Annotated in this window: 13 protein-coding genes; 9 read left to right on the plus strand and 4 right to left on the minus strand. The window is 55.8% G+C overall.

Going from position 1 to position 13,846, the window contains the following annotated elements; all coding sequences use genetic code 11:
* The first annotated feature begins 11 nt into the window (after positions 1 to 11).
* Positions 12 to 1,151 carry a transglycosylase SLT domain-containing protein gene (locus tag ACN0RL_RS00680; RefSeq protein ID WP_417512712.1) on the plus strand — a complete coding sequence of 380 codons (1,140 nt, stop codon included), beginning with the start codon at positions 12 to 14 and terminating at the stop codon, positions 1,149 to 1,151.
* A 74-nt stretch (positions 1,152 to 1,225) separates the two neighbouring features.
* Here ACN0RL_RS00680 and ACN0RL_RS00685 read toward each other — a convergent pair whose 3' ends face one another.
* Complete coding sequence (locus ACN0RL_RS00685; RefSeq protein WP_417512713.1) at positions 1,226 to 3,574, minus strand: GGDEF domain-containing protein; 2,349 nt, start codon at positions 3,572 to 3,574, stop codon at positions 1,226 to 1,228.
* A 206-nt stretch (positions 3,575 to 3,780) separates the two neighbouring features.
* Between ACN0RL_RS00685 and ACN0RL_RS00690 the strand changes: the two genes are divergently transcribed.
* The 7 genes from ACN0RL_RS00690 to ACN0RL_RS00720 all read left to right on the plus strand — a co-directional run bounded on the left by ACN0RL_RS00690 (position 3,781) and on the right by ACN0RL_RS00720 (position 9,821).
* Positions 3,781 to 4,599: a MotA/TolQ/ExbB proton channel family protein gene (locus ACN0RL_RS00690; protein ID WP_417512714.1), complete on the plus strand. Its 819-nt coding sequence runs from the start codon at positions 3,781 to 3,783 to the stop codon at positions 4,597 to 4,599.
* Positions 4,586 to 4,981, plus strand: coding sequence for an ExbD/TolR family protein (locus ACN0RL_RS00695; RefSeq protein ID WP_417512715.1), 396 nt, complete (start codon positions 4,586 to 4,588; stop codon positions 4,979 to 4,981). Before ACN0RL_RS00690 ends, ACN0RL_RS00695 begins: the two co-directional genes overlap by 14 nt.
* Positions 4,978 to 5,388 carry an ExbD/TolR family protein gene (locus ACN0RL_RS00700; RefSeq protein ID WP_417512716.1) on the plus strand — a complete coding sequence of 137 codons (411 nt, stop codon included), beginning with the start codon at positions 4,978 to 4,980 and terminating at the stop codon, positions 5,386 to 5,388. The genes ACN0RL_RS00695 and ACN0RL_RS00700 overlap by 4 nt, the downstream gene beginning before the upstream one ends.
* Complete coding sequence (locus tag ACN0RL_RS00705; RefSeq protein ID WP_417512717.1) at positions 5,385 to 6,146, plus strand: energy transducer TonB; 762 nt, start codon at positions 5,385 to 5,387, stop codon at positions 6,144 to 6,146. The genes ACN0RL_RS00700 and ACN0RL_RS00705 overlap by 4 nt, the downstream gene beginning before the upstream one ends.
* A 301-nt stretch (positions 6,147 to 6,447) precedes the next feature.
* The gene (locus ACN0RL_RS00710; RefSeq protein ID WP_417512718.1) at positions 6,448 to 7,293 is read left to right on the plus strand and encodes a formate/nitrite transporter family protein; all 846 of its coding nucleotides are present in this window, start codon (positions 6,448 to 6,450) and stop codon (positions 7,291 to 7,293) included.
* Between the two features lie 74 nt (positions 7,294 to 7,367).
* Positions 7,368 to 9,098: a protein kinase domain-containing protein gene (locus ACN0RL_RS00715; RefSeq protein ID WP_417512719.1), complete on the plus strand. Its 1,731-nt coding sequence runs from the start codon at positions 7,368 to 7,370 to the stop codon at positions 9,096 to 9,098.
* Positions 9,099 to 9,302: 204 nt separating this feature from the next.
* Positions 9,303 to 9,821: an Hcp family type VI secretion system effector gene (locus ACN0RL_RS00720; protein ID WP_303595447.1), complete on the plus strand. Its 519-nt coding sequence runs from the start codon at positions 9,303 to 9,305 to the stop codon at positions 9,819 to 9,821.
* Between the two features lie 179 nt (positions 9,822 to 10,000).
* Here the strand turns inward: ACN0RL_RS00720 and ACN0RL_RS00725 are convergent, their stop codons facing one another.
* Both ACN0RL_RS00725 and ACN0RL_RS00730 read right to left on the minus strand, forming a co-directional pair.
* Positions 10,001 to 10,927 carry a nucleotidyl transferase AbiEii/AbiGii toxin family protein gene (locus tag ACN0RL_RS00725; RefSeq protein WP_417512720.1) on the minus strand — a complete coding sequence of 309 codons (927 nt, stop codon included), beginning with the start codon at positions 10,925 to 10,927 and terminating at the stop codon, positions 10,001 to 10,003.
* 48 nt (positions 10,928 to 10,975) lie between these two features.
* Positions 10,976 to 11,596, minus strand: a complete 621-nt coding sequence (locus ACN0RL_RS00730) for a type IV toxin-antitoxin system AbiEi family antitoxin domain-containing protein (RefSeq protein ID WP_417512721.1) — start codon at positions 11,594 to 11,596, stop codon at positions 10,976 to 10,978.
* A 248-nt stretch (positions 11,597 to 11,844) separates the two neighbouring features.
* On the opposite strand from ACN0RL_RS00730, the gene ACN0RL_RS00735 reads away from it, so the two are divergent.
* Positions 11,845 to 12,561: a hypothetical protein gene (locus ACN0RL_RS00735; protein ID WP_417512722.1), complete on the plus strand. Its 717-nt coding sequence runs from the start codon at positions 11,845 to 11,847 to the stop codon at positions 12,559 to 12,561.
* Here the strand turns inward: ACN0RL_RS00735 and ACN0RL_RS00740 are convergent.
* Positions 12,539 to 13,843 carry a nitrate- and nitrite sensing domain-containing protein gene (locus ACN0RL_RS00740; protein WP_417512723.1) on the minus strand — a complete coding sequence of 435 codons (1,305 nt, stop codon included), beginning with the start codon at positions 13,841 to 13,843 and terminating at the stop codon, positions 12,539 to 12,541. The genes ACN0RL_RS00735 and ACN0RL_RS00740 overlap by 23 nt on opposite strands.
* Positions 13,844 to 13,846 lie beyond the last annotated feature (3 nt).

Raw genomic sequence — 13,846 nt, forward strand, 5'->3', positions numbered from 1 at the left:
ACACATTGTTTATGAGCTCAAGATTCGCAAGCTTACGACAGCTTGCCCTGACTTTCATCCTGACTGTCGTGGCGCAAGCACCTGCGCTGTCCGAAGAGGATCAGGCCGGGGATGAAAGTGCTGACATCGCAGGCTGGACCGCCATAGTGCGGGGCTCGCCTTACTGGGTAAGCCAGGGCGTTTACCAGAACATTCTCACCATACGACGCTGGGTTCTTAAAGAATCGGGTTATTGCTCCAGCCCTGAACGCCATATTCTGTTCGACATGCGTGGGCAGTTCCTCGGCTGGATCAGTGACGGCGCCGATCGCGCAACCACCCAGAAACGCCTGAACGATACCCGCCAGTCACTGCACGAACAGGGACGCACTGAGGAATGGATTGCCGGCGACGCTGATACGAAGGGCTATCCGTTTGCCCTGGCCTGTGACCAGCCCCACGTAAATCTGGACCTTGCCGTTGGCCGCTATCTGGGCGCCCGGGGCAGGGATCTTGTATGGGGCGCCTGGGACGACCTTTCTTTCGCAACTCGCGAACAGCCCGGCTCACTCCACGATGCGCTGATGTATATTGTCCAGCGCCGGAGCGAGCAAAACCGCTTCGATCTACCAGCGGTTTTGCCCAGGTATCTGGCGGGACAAATCCTGATTGAAAGCGGCGGGCAGGCAAGAGCGCACTCTCAAGCAAACGCAAAGGGCATTCTCCAGCTTTCACCTTCCGCACTGAAAGACTGCCAGATAAAACCCCAGAACTACTGGCATCGGCTGGCGCAGATTGACTGTGCGCTGCGCCTGATGCATCAGAATGCCCGAAACCTGAAGCCGGCTTTTAACGAACGTTTTGGCCATCTGCCGGAAAGCAAACGCGATGAGCTGTTTGTGCTGTTGCTGGTACAGGCCTATCACGGCGGCGCAGGCCGGGTTCAGGCGCTTCTTGATGACGAGATTCTGGCGAAACCAGCAGAGTACTTTGCCGCCAATCACGAGCGCTTTACCGCGGGCGATATAGCGTTTGGCATGGTGTTCCACAATCTGGGCCGGGACAGACTGGGCCTGGCCTCACTTTACTACGTGGCCGATGTGCAACTGGCAACCGAAGCCTTGTGCCGAACGCCACAGCTCAAGCCCGCGGAATTCTGCGCGTGGAAGTAGCTCTGCGCCCGGAGAGCCCGAGCGCGTCAGTGGCGGCATTTATGCGGCAACCGGGTGGATCTGAGTTCTCTACGCTACGTTTGCGCTGCCGCAAGCACCACTTCAACACGATTCCGGCCATTTGATTTCGCAAGATAGGCAGCCTCATCGGCCCGGGCAACAACGCTTTTGGGTTCGCGATCTGTGGCAAGAAGTTCCGTCATACCAATACTGGCCGTAACGCCGAACATACGGCCATCCTGCTCTATTTTGAGAGCTTCAACACCGGCGCGGATACGTTCCGCAAGCGTTTTTGCCCGGGCCAGACCACAGGCAGGAAGGATAATACCAAACTCGTCACCACCCAGCCGGGCAACAGTATCAGACTGGCGCACTGGCTCCTTGAACAGATCAGCAAGGCGCCGCAGCAACTCATCACCAAGCAGATGGCCGCCCTCATCATTAACCGGTTTGAAGTGGTCGAGATCAATGAGCATCAACACAGAACTTACGTCCTGATGCGCCGCTTCGTTAAGGCACTTATTGAGCGAAGCGTTAAAAGCCCGACGATTCAATAGCTGCGTCAGGCTGTCATGGGTTGCTTCCCAGGAAAGCCGTTCTTCTTCTCGCCGGCGTTCGGTGTCGTCCCGGAGTACAAACACCAGCCGCTCATTTTGCCGCCCCTGACGAATGTGAATCATACTGAGATCCACATCAAACGCCTCTCCACTCCGGTTAAGAAGAGTAATGTAAAGGCTGTCGAGATCATCACATTCAAGAAACCACTCATGAGTGAGCGCCTGCTCCTCATGGTCAATACCTACCAGCTCGAACACGTTTTTTCCCAGGTATTCCCCGTCAGAACCGAGAAAACGGCTCGCTGCGTGGTTGGCATAACGAATAACACCGCCAGTATCGGCCATCAACACACCATCCTGCATCACACCCAGGATGTTCTCCGCTCTCTGTTGCTCGTCACGAAGCGCTTCTTCAACTTCCAGCTCGTGGGAAATATCCCGAACAATCGTGATGGTACCCATGACTTTTTCCGGCGTTTCAAGTGCCGCCGTCATTACCTGACACCACACCGGCCGCTGGCTATTCGGCCCCTGCAGTCTGAAACGGTCACGAAATACCTCCTGATGCTCGAGTGAGTGCTGCCAGCCTGTAATAACAGCCTCACGATCTACATCTGAGACACAGTCAAACAGATGAGTTCCACTCAGTTCGGCCATTGTCAGCCCGAGAATACTTTCGAAAACAGGATTCACAAACTCAATGCGCCCCAGAACATCCGCCTGCACAATACCAATAGGTGCGCCACGGGTGAGCGAACGGAAAAATGCCTCTCGCTCGGCCAGAGAGCTCAAAACATCCTCGCGCTCATCCATTACCATATTGAATATGTCAGCTACCTGGCGGATTTCTGAGCCTCCGGAGCCACCCACGGGATTGCTTCTTATACCCAGATGCCGCTCGTGCACCTGCTGGCCGAGCTCCTGAAGCGGTGCCAGCAAACGGCGAAAGCGCCACATTGCAACAGGGACAATGAGCAAAATAACCGCCAGCAAAATCCAGAGAAATGCATCCTTGATGCGAGTCGCAGGTGCATAGGCTTCTCGGGCCGGCCAGACCGCAGCTACAAACCAGGGCACTTCTTCCATCTGACGGACTGACAGAATGATACTTTCCCCGTCACTGTCGCGTGTTTGGCCCGTGCCCTCGAAGCCATCCAAAGCATCCTGAAGCATCGGGTTGGTGCTTCTTACCGGTTGCATCACTTCACCAGTGCGCCCGTTGGCAAGAACCGTTCCCTTACGAGTCACGATCGCCAGATAACCGGTTTTCCCGATGCGAACGTCAGAAAACTCCTCAATAAGGTGCTCACCAGCGAGAGCAATGGCTCCCCCGAGCATTCCGATAAAGCGCTGGTTGTGATCGAATACAGGGGCAGCCACCATCACGGCTGGCTTCCCTTGATAGTGAGAACGGTATGGCTCGCTGATAATCGGGGTAAGCTGTCGGGAAGCCTTGAGGAAGTATGGACGGCTACTGACATCCGTTCCGACAAGGTTAAAAGCCTCAGGGTACTCCGCGAGCACTTTTCCCCGTGCGTCGATCAGATAAACACCATCGAACAGATGCTGCAGCGCCATCTGGCGACGCACCAATATTTTTGCTCGAGTCTCGAAAACCGTCTCGCTCATGGTGAACCCCTCGGCCACATGATTGAGCGCTTCAAGTCGCTGCGACAGTTTGTCGTCCAACGCTACAGCAACCAATTGAGCGATGGTGGTTACCTGATTTGCTGCCTGCTGCTCAAGCTCCGACCTGCTGAGAAGCGAGCCCGCAAGTGCAACCAGCAATGCTGTCAGAACAACAACACCCACAACGAGCAGCACGGCCCGGTTAACCAGGCTGCCAAGCCAACGGTTAATCAGCACAGGGGGTTGCTCCGTTTTGTAGGGAAAACGTGTAAATGGTCAGATCTCCGCTTCCAGATCGGATTCTTTCGCAACGCGCGCTTGAGAATACGTTTGATACAGCACTTAACCTTACCAGAAGCCTGCGGCAAGAATAATTACGCACTTGCAAACTAAATGATAATCGTTATTATTAATATCAACTTTCAGCAAGAGCGATACCTGTCATGAGCGATATTCTGGCGCCCTTCGGCTCCACGGTGACTGATGGCCCTCTCAACCAACTGTTAGCCATGGGTGGCCCGGTAATGATGGTGCTGATTGCCATGGCAGCTCTGGGTCTTGTCACATTTGTTTACGTGGTACTTTTGGGCGCCCTCTGTGCGCCCCGGTTGTCAAAAAACCTTAAAAATATCATTACGCTTTGGCAACAGAACCCTGTTGAAGTGAATCCGCAAGTGGTTCGTCAGCAAGCCAGCCGTTGGGCAAGGCTGAACCCGCTTCATCACCTCGTAACCAATACGATTGAGGCGCGACAGAACAACCAGGACGACCGGCAGGTTCGTGAAACTTCTGCGCGGGATGCCCAACAAGGGCTTGAGCCCTTTGAAGCTCCATTGAAAATCATTGAAGTGATTGCTGCCCTTGCTCCCTTGCTTGGCCTGCTGGGAACCGTTATGGGCATGATCGAAGCCTTTAGCGCCATGGCCGCCACAGAAGGTCGTGCAAACGCATCCCAATTGAGTGGTGGTATCTACGAAGCCCTTACCACTACCGCGGCCGGTCTTGTTGTTGCCATTCCATTCGCTGCTCTGGCGGCCTGGATAGAATTCCGTTTACGGCGCATTCACAAACTCGTCAACAGCACTCTGGTTTCGGTACTAAGCGCGACACCGGAAGCGTTTTCGGGCCAGCAAGAACCTCTCAGTGAAACAGCAACCGGCGCTCCCTCTCAGGCAACAGCTAACCGACTACAGCCAGAGTCACAAGATCAGCGAGCCTTTGAAACCCGCAGCAGTCAACGTTTTGCCCATGCAACTGGTTGAACCTCGGCCCAACAGGCCAATACCCATTCGCATAACACCGCTGATTGATGTGGTGTTCATCCTGCTGGTGTTTTTTATGCTGACCAGCCGGCTGTTGCCCGTGGATCACCTGGAACTTGCCAACAACACAGATGGTCGAAGCACCGTAACAGGCGAGCCATTACCTCTATTAATCGTCACCGAGGGTGGGGCAATAGAGTGGCAGGAGTTCACGCTTCCAATCAGCCAGATACTGCCTCAACTTCGCAGTGCCGGCATTTCCGAGGTAAACCTCACCACCGCACCCGGCACTCAGCTGAGCCTGTTCACATCAACTCTGGGTGAGCTGTCCCGCAATGGCATTCAAACCCACTGGAAACGGGCGACCGAAGAAACACCATGATCGAACTGGTTCCACCGCCTTCCACTTCCCGCAAGTCTTTGATGGAACGAGTGGAGGATGCCCTCCTGCCGCTCATCAATCTGGTCTTCCTGTTGCTGATGTTTTTCATCGTTGCCGGCCAGCTTGCAGACGATCCTTTGCCCGACCTGCCGGCTACACCCCCGAGTGCCGAGCAGCAATCGCCCCACGCCGACCTGTTCGTGGACGCTGAGGGCCGTTGGCAACTAGGCGGTGAAACACTGGATGCGCAAACGCTGCTGCAACACCTGCCAGAACCAGATGCACAGAACCCATTGAAGATTGCTGCAGCCAGCACCATTGCCATGGCCGATCTCGAGGCCCTTTTACGCACGCTGGAGCAGGGCGGTTTCGAGGAAATAATGTTGCTCACGGAGCCAGAGACGTGAAGGATACCGGACGAGCTGCGCGCCTGGGCCTATTAGCAATCGCCATCGTTCTGAGTGCTGGTATTCTTTTGGCCGCCATACCGGATAGACCCCTGGAGATTAATCAGCTAGGCAACGCGGCCATCAACACAGCGCCCGCTATCAAGATCTCGCTTGCGGGAAAAACCGCACCTGCAGAAAAAGCTGACGCAGCGCCTGTGCAGGAAAAAAAGCCGGAACCAGAACCAACACCCACTCCAGAGCCAGAGCGAGAGCGAGAGCGAGAGCGAGAGCGAGAGCGAGAGCGAGAGCGAGAGCGAGAGCGAGAGCGAGAAATGGTAGCGGAGCCTGAAACCTCTGCAACCCCTGAAATGCCAACGGACAGCCCATCTGGAGAGGCAACAGAGAGTGAACCCGCCGAGCCGGCGCCCGAAAATGGCGAGACTCAGTCACAATCATCGGTGCCATTGCAGAATGCTGGCAACCCGGATGCCGTCGACGACTACCTGACAAAACTCAGCCGGCACCTGTCCCGGTTTTACGAATACCCCCACCGGGCTCGCAGGTTGGGGCAGGAAGGCGCCCCGGTTATCACCTTCGAGTTTCGCAGGGACGGCTCACTCGTCGGCCACAGCCTGCAGACAGAATCCGGTCATGCCCTGTTGGATGAAGCCGCCCTGGCCATGCTCGAACAAGCTGTTCCGCTGCCTCCTGTACCGGATGACATGTCTGGTCTTACGTTCACCTACGCTCTACCAGTCAGATTCCGCCTGCGCTGACTTCCGCACCAATGCTGCGCGAATCGCACCGGCGCTGTGCGAACTAACACGTTAAGCTTGAATCAATACTGACCACCCCTCTCGTATTACTTATTGAATAAACGGGCTTTTATCGAAAGTTTTCGAGACTGGCACGGCACCTGCTCAAACTCTTTCAGCAGATCGTGATTATCTGCCCACACACAAGTTTGTTTCAGACGACGGCGTCTGCTCATAACTACCAACCAACGGTAGCCTGTGAGCGACGCCGTTTTTTTTCGCCTGTCGAAAAGACGGCCAGGAAAGCACAGGGGATTACCTTATGTCTTACATCATGCCTTCAGAGTTCGTCACCAAAATGGTGGACGCCGGTGAATCGAAAATCTACATGGCCACCAGGGACGTGCTGATCCGGGCGTTCATGGCCGGCGCCATTCTGGCTCTGGCAGCAGTATTTGCCATTACTGTAGCCGTTCAGACCGGCAGCCCACTGGCGGGAGCCATGCTGTTCCCGGTCGGCTTCTGCATGCTTTACCTGATGGGCTTTGATCTGCTCACCGGAGTATTCATGTTGACGCCACTGGCGCTGCTGGACAAACGCCCCGGTGTTGATACCAAAGGTATTCTGCGGAACTGGGGCTGGGTGTTCCTGGGTAACTTTGGTGGCGCGCTGACGGTAGCGCTGATCATGGCCTTTGTCTTTACTTACGGCTTCAACACTGACCCCGGCGCCGTTGGCGACAAGATTGCCAGCGTGGGTAAGGCGCGGACACTGGGTTATGCCGAATACGGAATTGCCGGTTGGATGACGATTTTCCTGCGCGGCATGTTGTGCAACTGGATGGTCTCCATGGGCGTGGTTGGCGCCATGATTTCAACCACGGTTCCAGGCAAGGTGCTGGCCATGTGGATGCCGATCATGCTGTTTTTCTACATGGGCTTTGAGCATTCCATCGTCAACATGTTCCTGTTCCCGTTCGCCCTGATGATGGGTGGCGAGTTTTCGATCATGGACTACTTCATCTGGAACGAAATCCCGACCGTACTGGGCAACCTGGTAGGCGGTCTGTCCTTTACCGGCCTCACCCTGTACACCACGCACATTCGTACGGCGCCCAAGCGCACTGTTCCGGGCAACTTCACTGGCGAACTGGCTCGTTCAAACTGAACAACTGCAGTAGGCACAATGCCCGGGGGCCGCACCCTCCGGGCTTTGTGCCGTTGTTTGAGGCAGAGTAATTCATGACTACCCAGCTTTCAGTTACCACTGGCCAGCACTCGGACAAAGGCCAGAAGCCGGTTAACCAGGATTTTCATGGCCTGGTGATGCCAGATAATCACCAACTCCGTTCCAAGGGCGTCGCGGTGGCCATCGCCGATGGCATCAGCTCCAGCAATGTCAGCCAGATCGCCAGTGAGTCAGCGGTAGCAGGGTTTTTGAGTGACTATTACTCGACACCGGACAGCTGGACGGTCAAGCAGTCCGCCCAGCGCGTTCTGCAGGCAAGCAACGCCTGGCTGCATGCCCAGACCCGGCAAAGCCGCTACCGGTATGACCAGGATCGCGGCTATGTGTGCACCCTGAGCGTGCTGGTTCTGAAATCCGCCACCGCCCATCTCTTTCATGTAGGCGACGCACGTATTTACCGATTACAGGGTGACTCCCTGGAACAACTGACTAGCGACCACCGGGTCTGGCTGTCCCGGGATGACAGCTGCCTGAACCGGGCCATGGGCCTGAGTTCGCAACTGGACATTGATTACCTGACCGTTCCGGTCGGGCCCGGAGATACCTTTGTGCTGGCAACCGATGGGGTTTACGAGCACCTCTGCGAGCATGAAATGGCTGGAATCATCCACGAATCCTGTGATGACCTGGACTCTGCAGCCAGACAGATTGTTGCAACTGCCCTCGGCAATGGCAGCGACGATAACCTGAGTGTGCAAATCGTGCGGGTAGACTCGATACCCGCCAGCAAAAGCAATGACGAGATCACCCGGAATGCCCACCAGCTACCCTTTGCTCCGGAGCTTCACGCGGGGCAAGTGGTGGACGGTTACCGAATTCAACGGCCGATTCACGCCAGCAGTCGCAGCCATGTCTATCTGGCCGTAGACCAGGCCAGCAACCGGCAGATTGCTTTGAAAGTACCGGCCATGGAGATGCAACAGGACCCCGCAGCGCTGGAACATTTCACCACCGAGCAATGGGTGGCTCAGCGCATCAATAGCCCCCATGTAGTGCGGGCTTTTGCGCCTGAGCGACAACACAGCTGCCTGTACCTGGCCACCGAATACATCCAGGGAATCAGCCTTAAACAGTGGTTACAGGACAATCCCGACCCGGACCTGGAAACCGTACGCCAGCTGGTAGAGCAGATAGCCCGGGGATTGCGGGCCTTTCACCGGCTGGAAATGGTGCATCAGGATCTGAAGCCGGAAAACATTCGGATCGACAGCCAGGGCACCCTTGTACTGATTGACTTCGGTGCCACCCGGATTGCCGGATTGCAGGAGCTGAATGAGCATGACGAACCCTCTTGGCCTCGGGGCGCTGCGCTCTACAGTGCGCCGGAAGCCTTTCTGGGTGAGGCCGCAAGCTGGCAGGCCGACCAGTTTTCTCTTGGCGTGATTACCTATCAATTACTGACCGGCCAGCTGCCTTACGGCACCCGAGTCCCCGGCATCCGTAACCGGAACCAGTTGCGGCGCCTCAGCTACCATCCCGCCCGCCTGCACCGGGATGACCTGCCAGCGTGGATTGATGATGCTATCGCCCGCGCCGTGAGCCCGGAACCCCACAAACGCTACCCGGCACTCTCTGAATTCCTGTTTGATCTGCGCCAACCCAATCGTCACTGGCACCAACAACACCGTAAACCCCTGATTGAACGCCACCCGGTAGGCTTCTGGCAGGGGCTGTCGGCCCTGTTGCTGCTCGCTCTGATGTTGTCGTTCGCCTATCGGCCATGATCCGGGCCATTTATTGCCCTGCCAGCAAAAGCTCGCCCAGCTTCCAGGCAAGGGTTTGCTCAGAGCTCTCGATCATGACTAGAGAGAAGATTCATCCTGCTGTTTTTAAAAGCTTTTAGCAGGTTGGCACGCGCCTTGTAAAAGTCTGCGTGTCCAGGGAACACCCCGGGGACGAAGACTCACTTAAACGTCATGGAGCAGACAATGCCAACCCCTTGTTATATCGCTATCGAAGGTAAAACCCAAGGCAACATCACCGCGGGTGCATTCACATCCGATTCCGTCGGTAACATCTACGTTGAAGGTCACGAAGACGAAGTGCTGGTTCAGGAATTCAGCCACGTTGTTACCGTACCGACCGACCCACAGTCCGGCCAGCCTTCCGGCCAACGAGTACACAAGCCATTCAAGTTTACATCCGCACTGAACAAGTCCACACCGCTGATGTACAACGCTCTGGCTTCCGGCGAAATGCTGCCAAAGGTTGAACTGAAGTGGTACCGCACGTCCGTTGAAGGCAAACAGGAGCACTTCTTCTCCACCATTCTGGAAGATGCGACCATCATCGACGTCAACTGCAACATGCCACACTGCCAGGACGCCGCCAGCGCGGATTTCACACAACTGGTTACCGTTTCCCTGTCCTACCGCAAAGTAACCTGGGAGCACGCTGTGGCCGGCACTTCCGGTTCAGACGACTGGCGTTCGCCGATCGAAGCGTAATTCGCGCTTTGATGTCAAAAAGAGGGGCCAAGGCCCCTCTTTTTTTCCACCTATCAAATGAAGGCGAGGAAGTGAGCGCCGGTTCATCACCCGTTCAATAGCTTCATCAATTTTGTTTTCAGGGATACCGGGGGCCAGTTCGAGACAGGCTTTTTTTCAACTCGAGCGGGAAGATTACATCACGCTTGTCGGCCCGGTGGGAGCCATCGGTCTACCGACTCCATGGACCATGGTGGGTGCCAAATTTCCTCAGAGGTGTCTGCAGCCTTACCCGCCATCACTGGCGCAAGAAACTCAATCACCACCGCTACAACCTCCATGAACGCTTGTGGCACATGGGGCTGACCAAGGCGTTTACGGAAAGCCTGCCATTGCGGTTGTTTGCTGTCCACAAAAGCGGCAGAAAAAGGACTGGTTTCAGGGATTTCCGTTCCGCGTGCCTGGAACGTGCGTTCAACCGCACCCATCAGATTTTCCAATCTGAACTCATGCTGGCGCGAGAGCAGCCAGATATCATAAAAGTCTTTCATCCGACTGTTCAGTTCGCCAAGGTTCACCATGGCCTGGAACTTCTCAGCGATGGAAGACTCTGGTGTATAGCACTGAATTCTGGCTGAAGGAAAATCCAGCAGAGCCGGGAACTCCAGCCAGGAAGGAAAGGGAAAAACCGGGTCGCCAAACCCGATATCCAGTTGCATCGGGATTCTGGCCTGATCGAGAAAACCGGTAAACGTCACTCTCAGCCCCTGATAATCGGCATCCTCCGTAATGCTATCCACTTTCAGAGTGTCCGGATCAAAGCGCAGACCGTCATCGACGACTTCCGCGGCAATGACATCACGAACTTGCGCCAGAATGGCATCTGGCTCATTGCTGGTCTGGCCCAGCATATCGATATCCCGGGTCGGGCGGCTATTCGGCCCCTGCATAGCCCAAAGCATCAGCGCGCCCTTGAGAGTGAAACAACCGTTATGAGGCGACTGGCTCAGCCGGTATAGAAACCGCTCCATCGCGTAGTACTGCAGCAGCTCTTGAAAGGGGCGCTTCTCTTCCCGGGATTTATTCAGCAGTTTCTGACGAACAGACGCGGCGATATCTTTGGCCACAGTGATCTCCTTTCACGTTTGTTTATTCCATTAAGAGTCTGGTTCCATTCACAGCTTGGCTTCCACATAGGGTGCCATCACATTAGCAACCCTGCAGATTCTTGCGTATTCCATCAGTATGCCCGGCCGGAAGGTTTTGCGGGTGCGGTAGAGCTCCAGCGCTTCCAGCACCACATCCATGCCGATGCGATTGCGGAACTTGAAGCAATCCGCCAGGGTTTTCTCCGGGCAGTAGACTTGCAGTGTGACGCCATCCACTGTCACCTGCTCAATGCCTTCACTGAATGCCCGCCCGGAGAACCGGTATCCGGCCACCGGGGGATAATCCAGAACCGGCAGGCGAGCATCGCGCTCGACAGCCAGGTGCACCTGGTGAGGAATCTGCGTGGTGATACCATGCCAGTCCAGGGCAGAAACCAGGCACAGCACCGCATGGGGAAAACGGGTAACGGCGGCGACCAGATCCGGGTTTTCAATAGGGGGCATATCCGTCAGCCGGTATAGGCCACGGCTGACTGGTTCTATCAGCCCCTCATCCCGCAGCTGATAGAACTGGTACCGATTGATGCCCTGGGCCAGCGCCTCGCTCAGGCGGAGCTGGCCGCCATGCTGGCGGAACAGGGATTGAAGCTGCGCCCGGAAAGATCGGGCGACGCCATACTCAGACAAACTGTCACCACTTATTTGTATCTGGTGACAGTTTGTCTGCTTGCTCGTAAAGATTCAAGCGACAGTTTCGTTGGCGCTTTCCGGTTTGTCACTCTGCATGGAAGGCGGGAGCTGGATATCCAGATTTTCCACGGAGAGTTTTCCGGAGACAACATTCACCGGGTGGGCCATAGCAAACACGCAATTCGATCGTTATTCTTGTTGATATATTTTATCCAGATGATGAGGCGTGTAGCCTTTCAATTGATATGACCGACCCGAAATTTCAAGCCCGCAAGCTCGGCGAACTGATGTGCACTGTTACCGAACAGATTCTCTGGCAACCTGCCGCAGGCCGGGTTCAGCAACGGGCATCTGGCAGCTCTCTTGTGTGCCGGGTGGGCTCTGGGCAGGCGACTTATCATCGCTTTGAGCCGCAGCGAAAACAACATCAGATCACCTACGGCCTTCGCATGATTCAGGCCAAGCATCAGCCGGATACGGCCAGTGGCTGGCTTTCTGCACGGGAAATCCAGAAGCGGGGCTATTTCGGCGGCGAGCTCAGCACGCTTAACCTGCTGGCACACACCTGCTGTCACGAGTTTGCACACCTGTTACAGCACAGCGCCGGCAAGAGATATCGTGGCTCCGTTCACAACCGGCACTTCTATACCATTCTTGATGAGCTGCACGAAAGTGGTGGTGCAGAAACGACGCGGGAGACACTGGCCAGGCAGGCCAGTGAACACCAGATTCCTTTATCCAGTGAAACTTTCCAGCTTCCTGAGCTGGCACTCCAGCCGTCGCCCTGGCGCGTAGAGGATGCCGTGGCTTTCAGCACCGGTAATCGGGAGTTTCAGGGAGAGATTGTCCGGGTCAACCGGAAAACCTGCACGGTCGACGGGACGGGAAGTTTCCGGGGTCAGCGTTACCGCGTTCCCCTATCGATGCTACGCAGGCTGCCTACTTCAAAACATCGGCCATAGACACCAGTGCCCGCGCAACCTCGGGCAACTTTTTACCCTGGTCCATGGCCAGCTTTCTTAGAACCCTGTGGGCCTCATCATTACTGATCTTGCGGTGCCCCATCAGCAATGAGACCGCTTTTTCCTGGATTTTCCGCTCTTCCAGTGCTTCCTTGGCACCCCGCAAATCCTCACTCATCTGTTGAAGCCGGCGTGATTGCTCCTGAACCAGGTGAAAAATCGACCGCCCTGATTGCTGGCCGACACCCTCACTGTTCCAGACTTCGCCTGGCTGGGCCTCCCCACTGTTATATGGCTCACATAGAACCAACAGAGGCCGGGCGGAAGGCTCTGGCTGATCGAGTGATGCAATCAGTGTCTCATGGTGTGCCAATGAACTTCGCGCCTCGGAGAATCGCTCTACGCAGCGCCCATGAAAGCAACCCTCCACCGACTCTTCCACTTTTTTGAATTCGTCCATGCGCTCGCTCATCAACGCAAACCAATGATCGGAAAGCTCCGGATCCAAAGCTTTGTAACGACCAACAGAGCACCCGAGTTTGCGCAGGCGCTCAATTTCCTTTTCCCGTTCATGGGCCCGAAGATCCTGTAACAGCCTGCAGCTTTGCTCGTCCGCAAACCCGAGAAACACCTCAAAACACCGTTCCTGCGCTTCAACAAGGTGCGCCATGCGCCGAGTCAGTGCACTATCAAAGCTCCCCTTGGCGAAGCCGGCGGAGCCTGTTGCTCGCTCCTGACCGCAGAACTCTTTGCCGTTCATCAGGTGCACCATGGCCACCAGCAACCGCGCAAGTGAAGGATCTACCGCGGTATCCGCCGCTTCGAAGACCACCGTAATCAGACGATGGATTAGCATGCTGTAGGATTCGGTTGCCTCCGACACCGACAATGTTTGGGCCTTTACGCCCTGACGCAGCGCCGGCAGGCTCCCCAATCCGTGAAGAGCACTGGCAATATGGGCCAGCAAGGGACTGCTTACGGGGTGAGTTGTCAGGTCTTCGTGGATCTCATCCAGAGCTCGCTCGAAAACGGTGTACAAACATACCGATTCCGCGACCATTGTCTTTCGCTCGTGGCCAAACTTTGCACCACCCGACCCCAGAAAAATGGTGGACGCGCCACGCTCCCGCTGCAGACCATGCACAAGGTTACCGATGCTCTGCATCAGCTTCCCCATCTGCAAAAAATACTGGAGGTTCATAAGTTCGCACCGCCTGGAGGCGACCAGATACTCCTCAGCTGAGGGCTTTGCAGATTTGTGCTGACATTCAGGGGTGTCCATTTC

It is taken from the genome of Marinobacter sp. (assembly GCF_048259445.1).
Taxonomy (GTDB): Bacteria; Pseudomonadota; Gammaproteobacteria; order Pseudomonadales; family Oleiphilaceae; genus Marinobacter.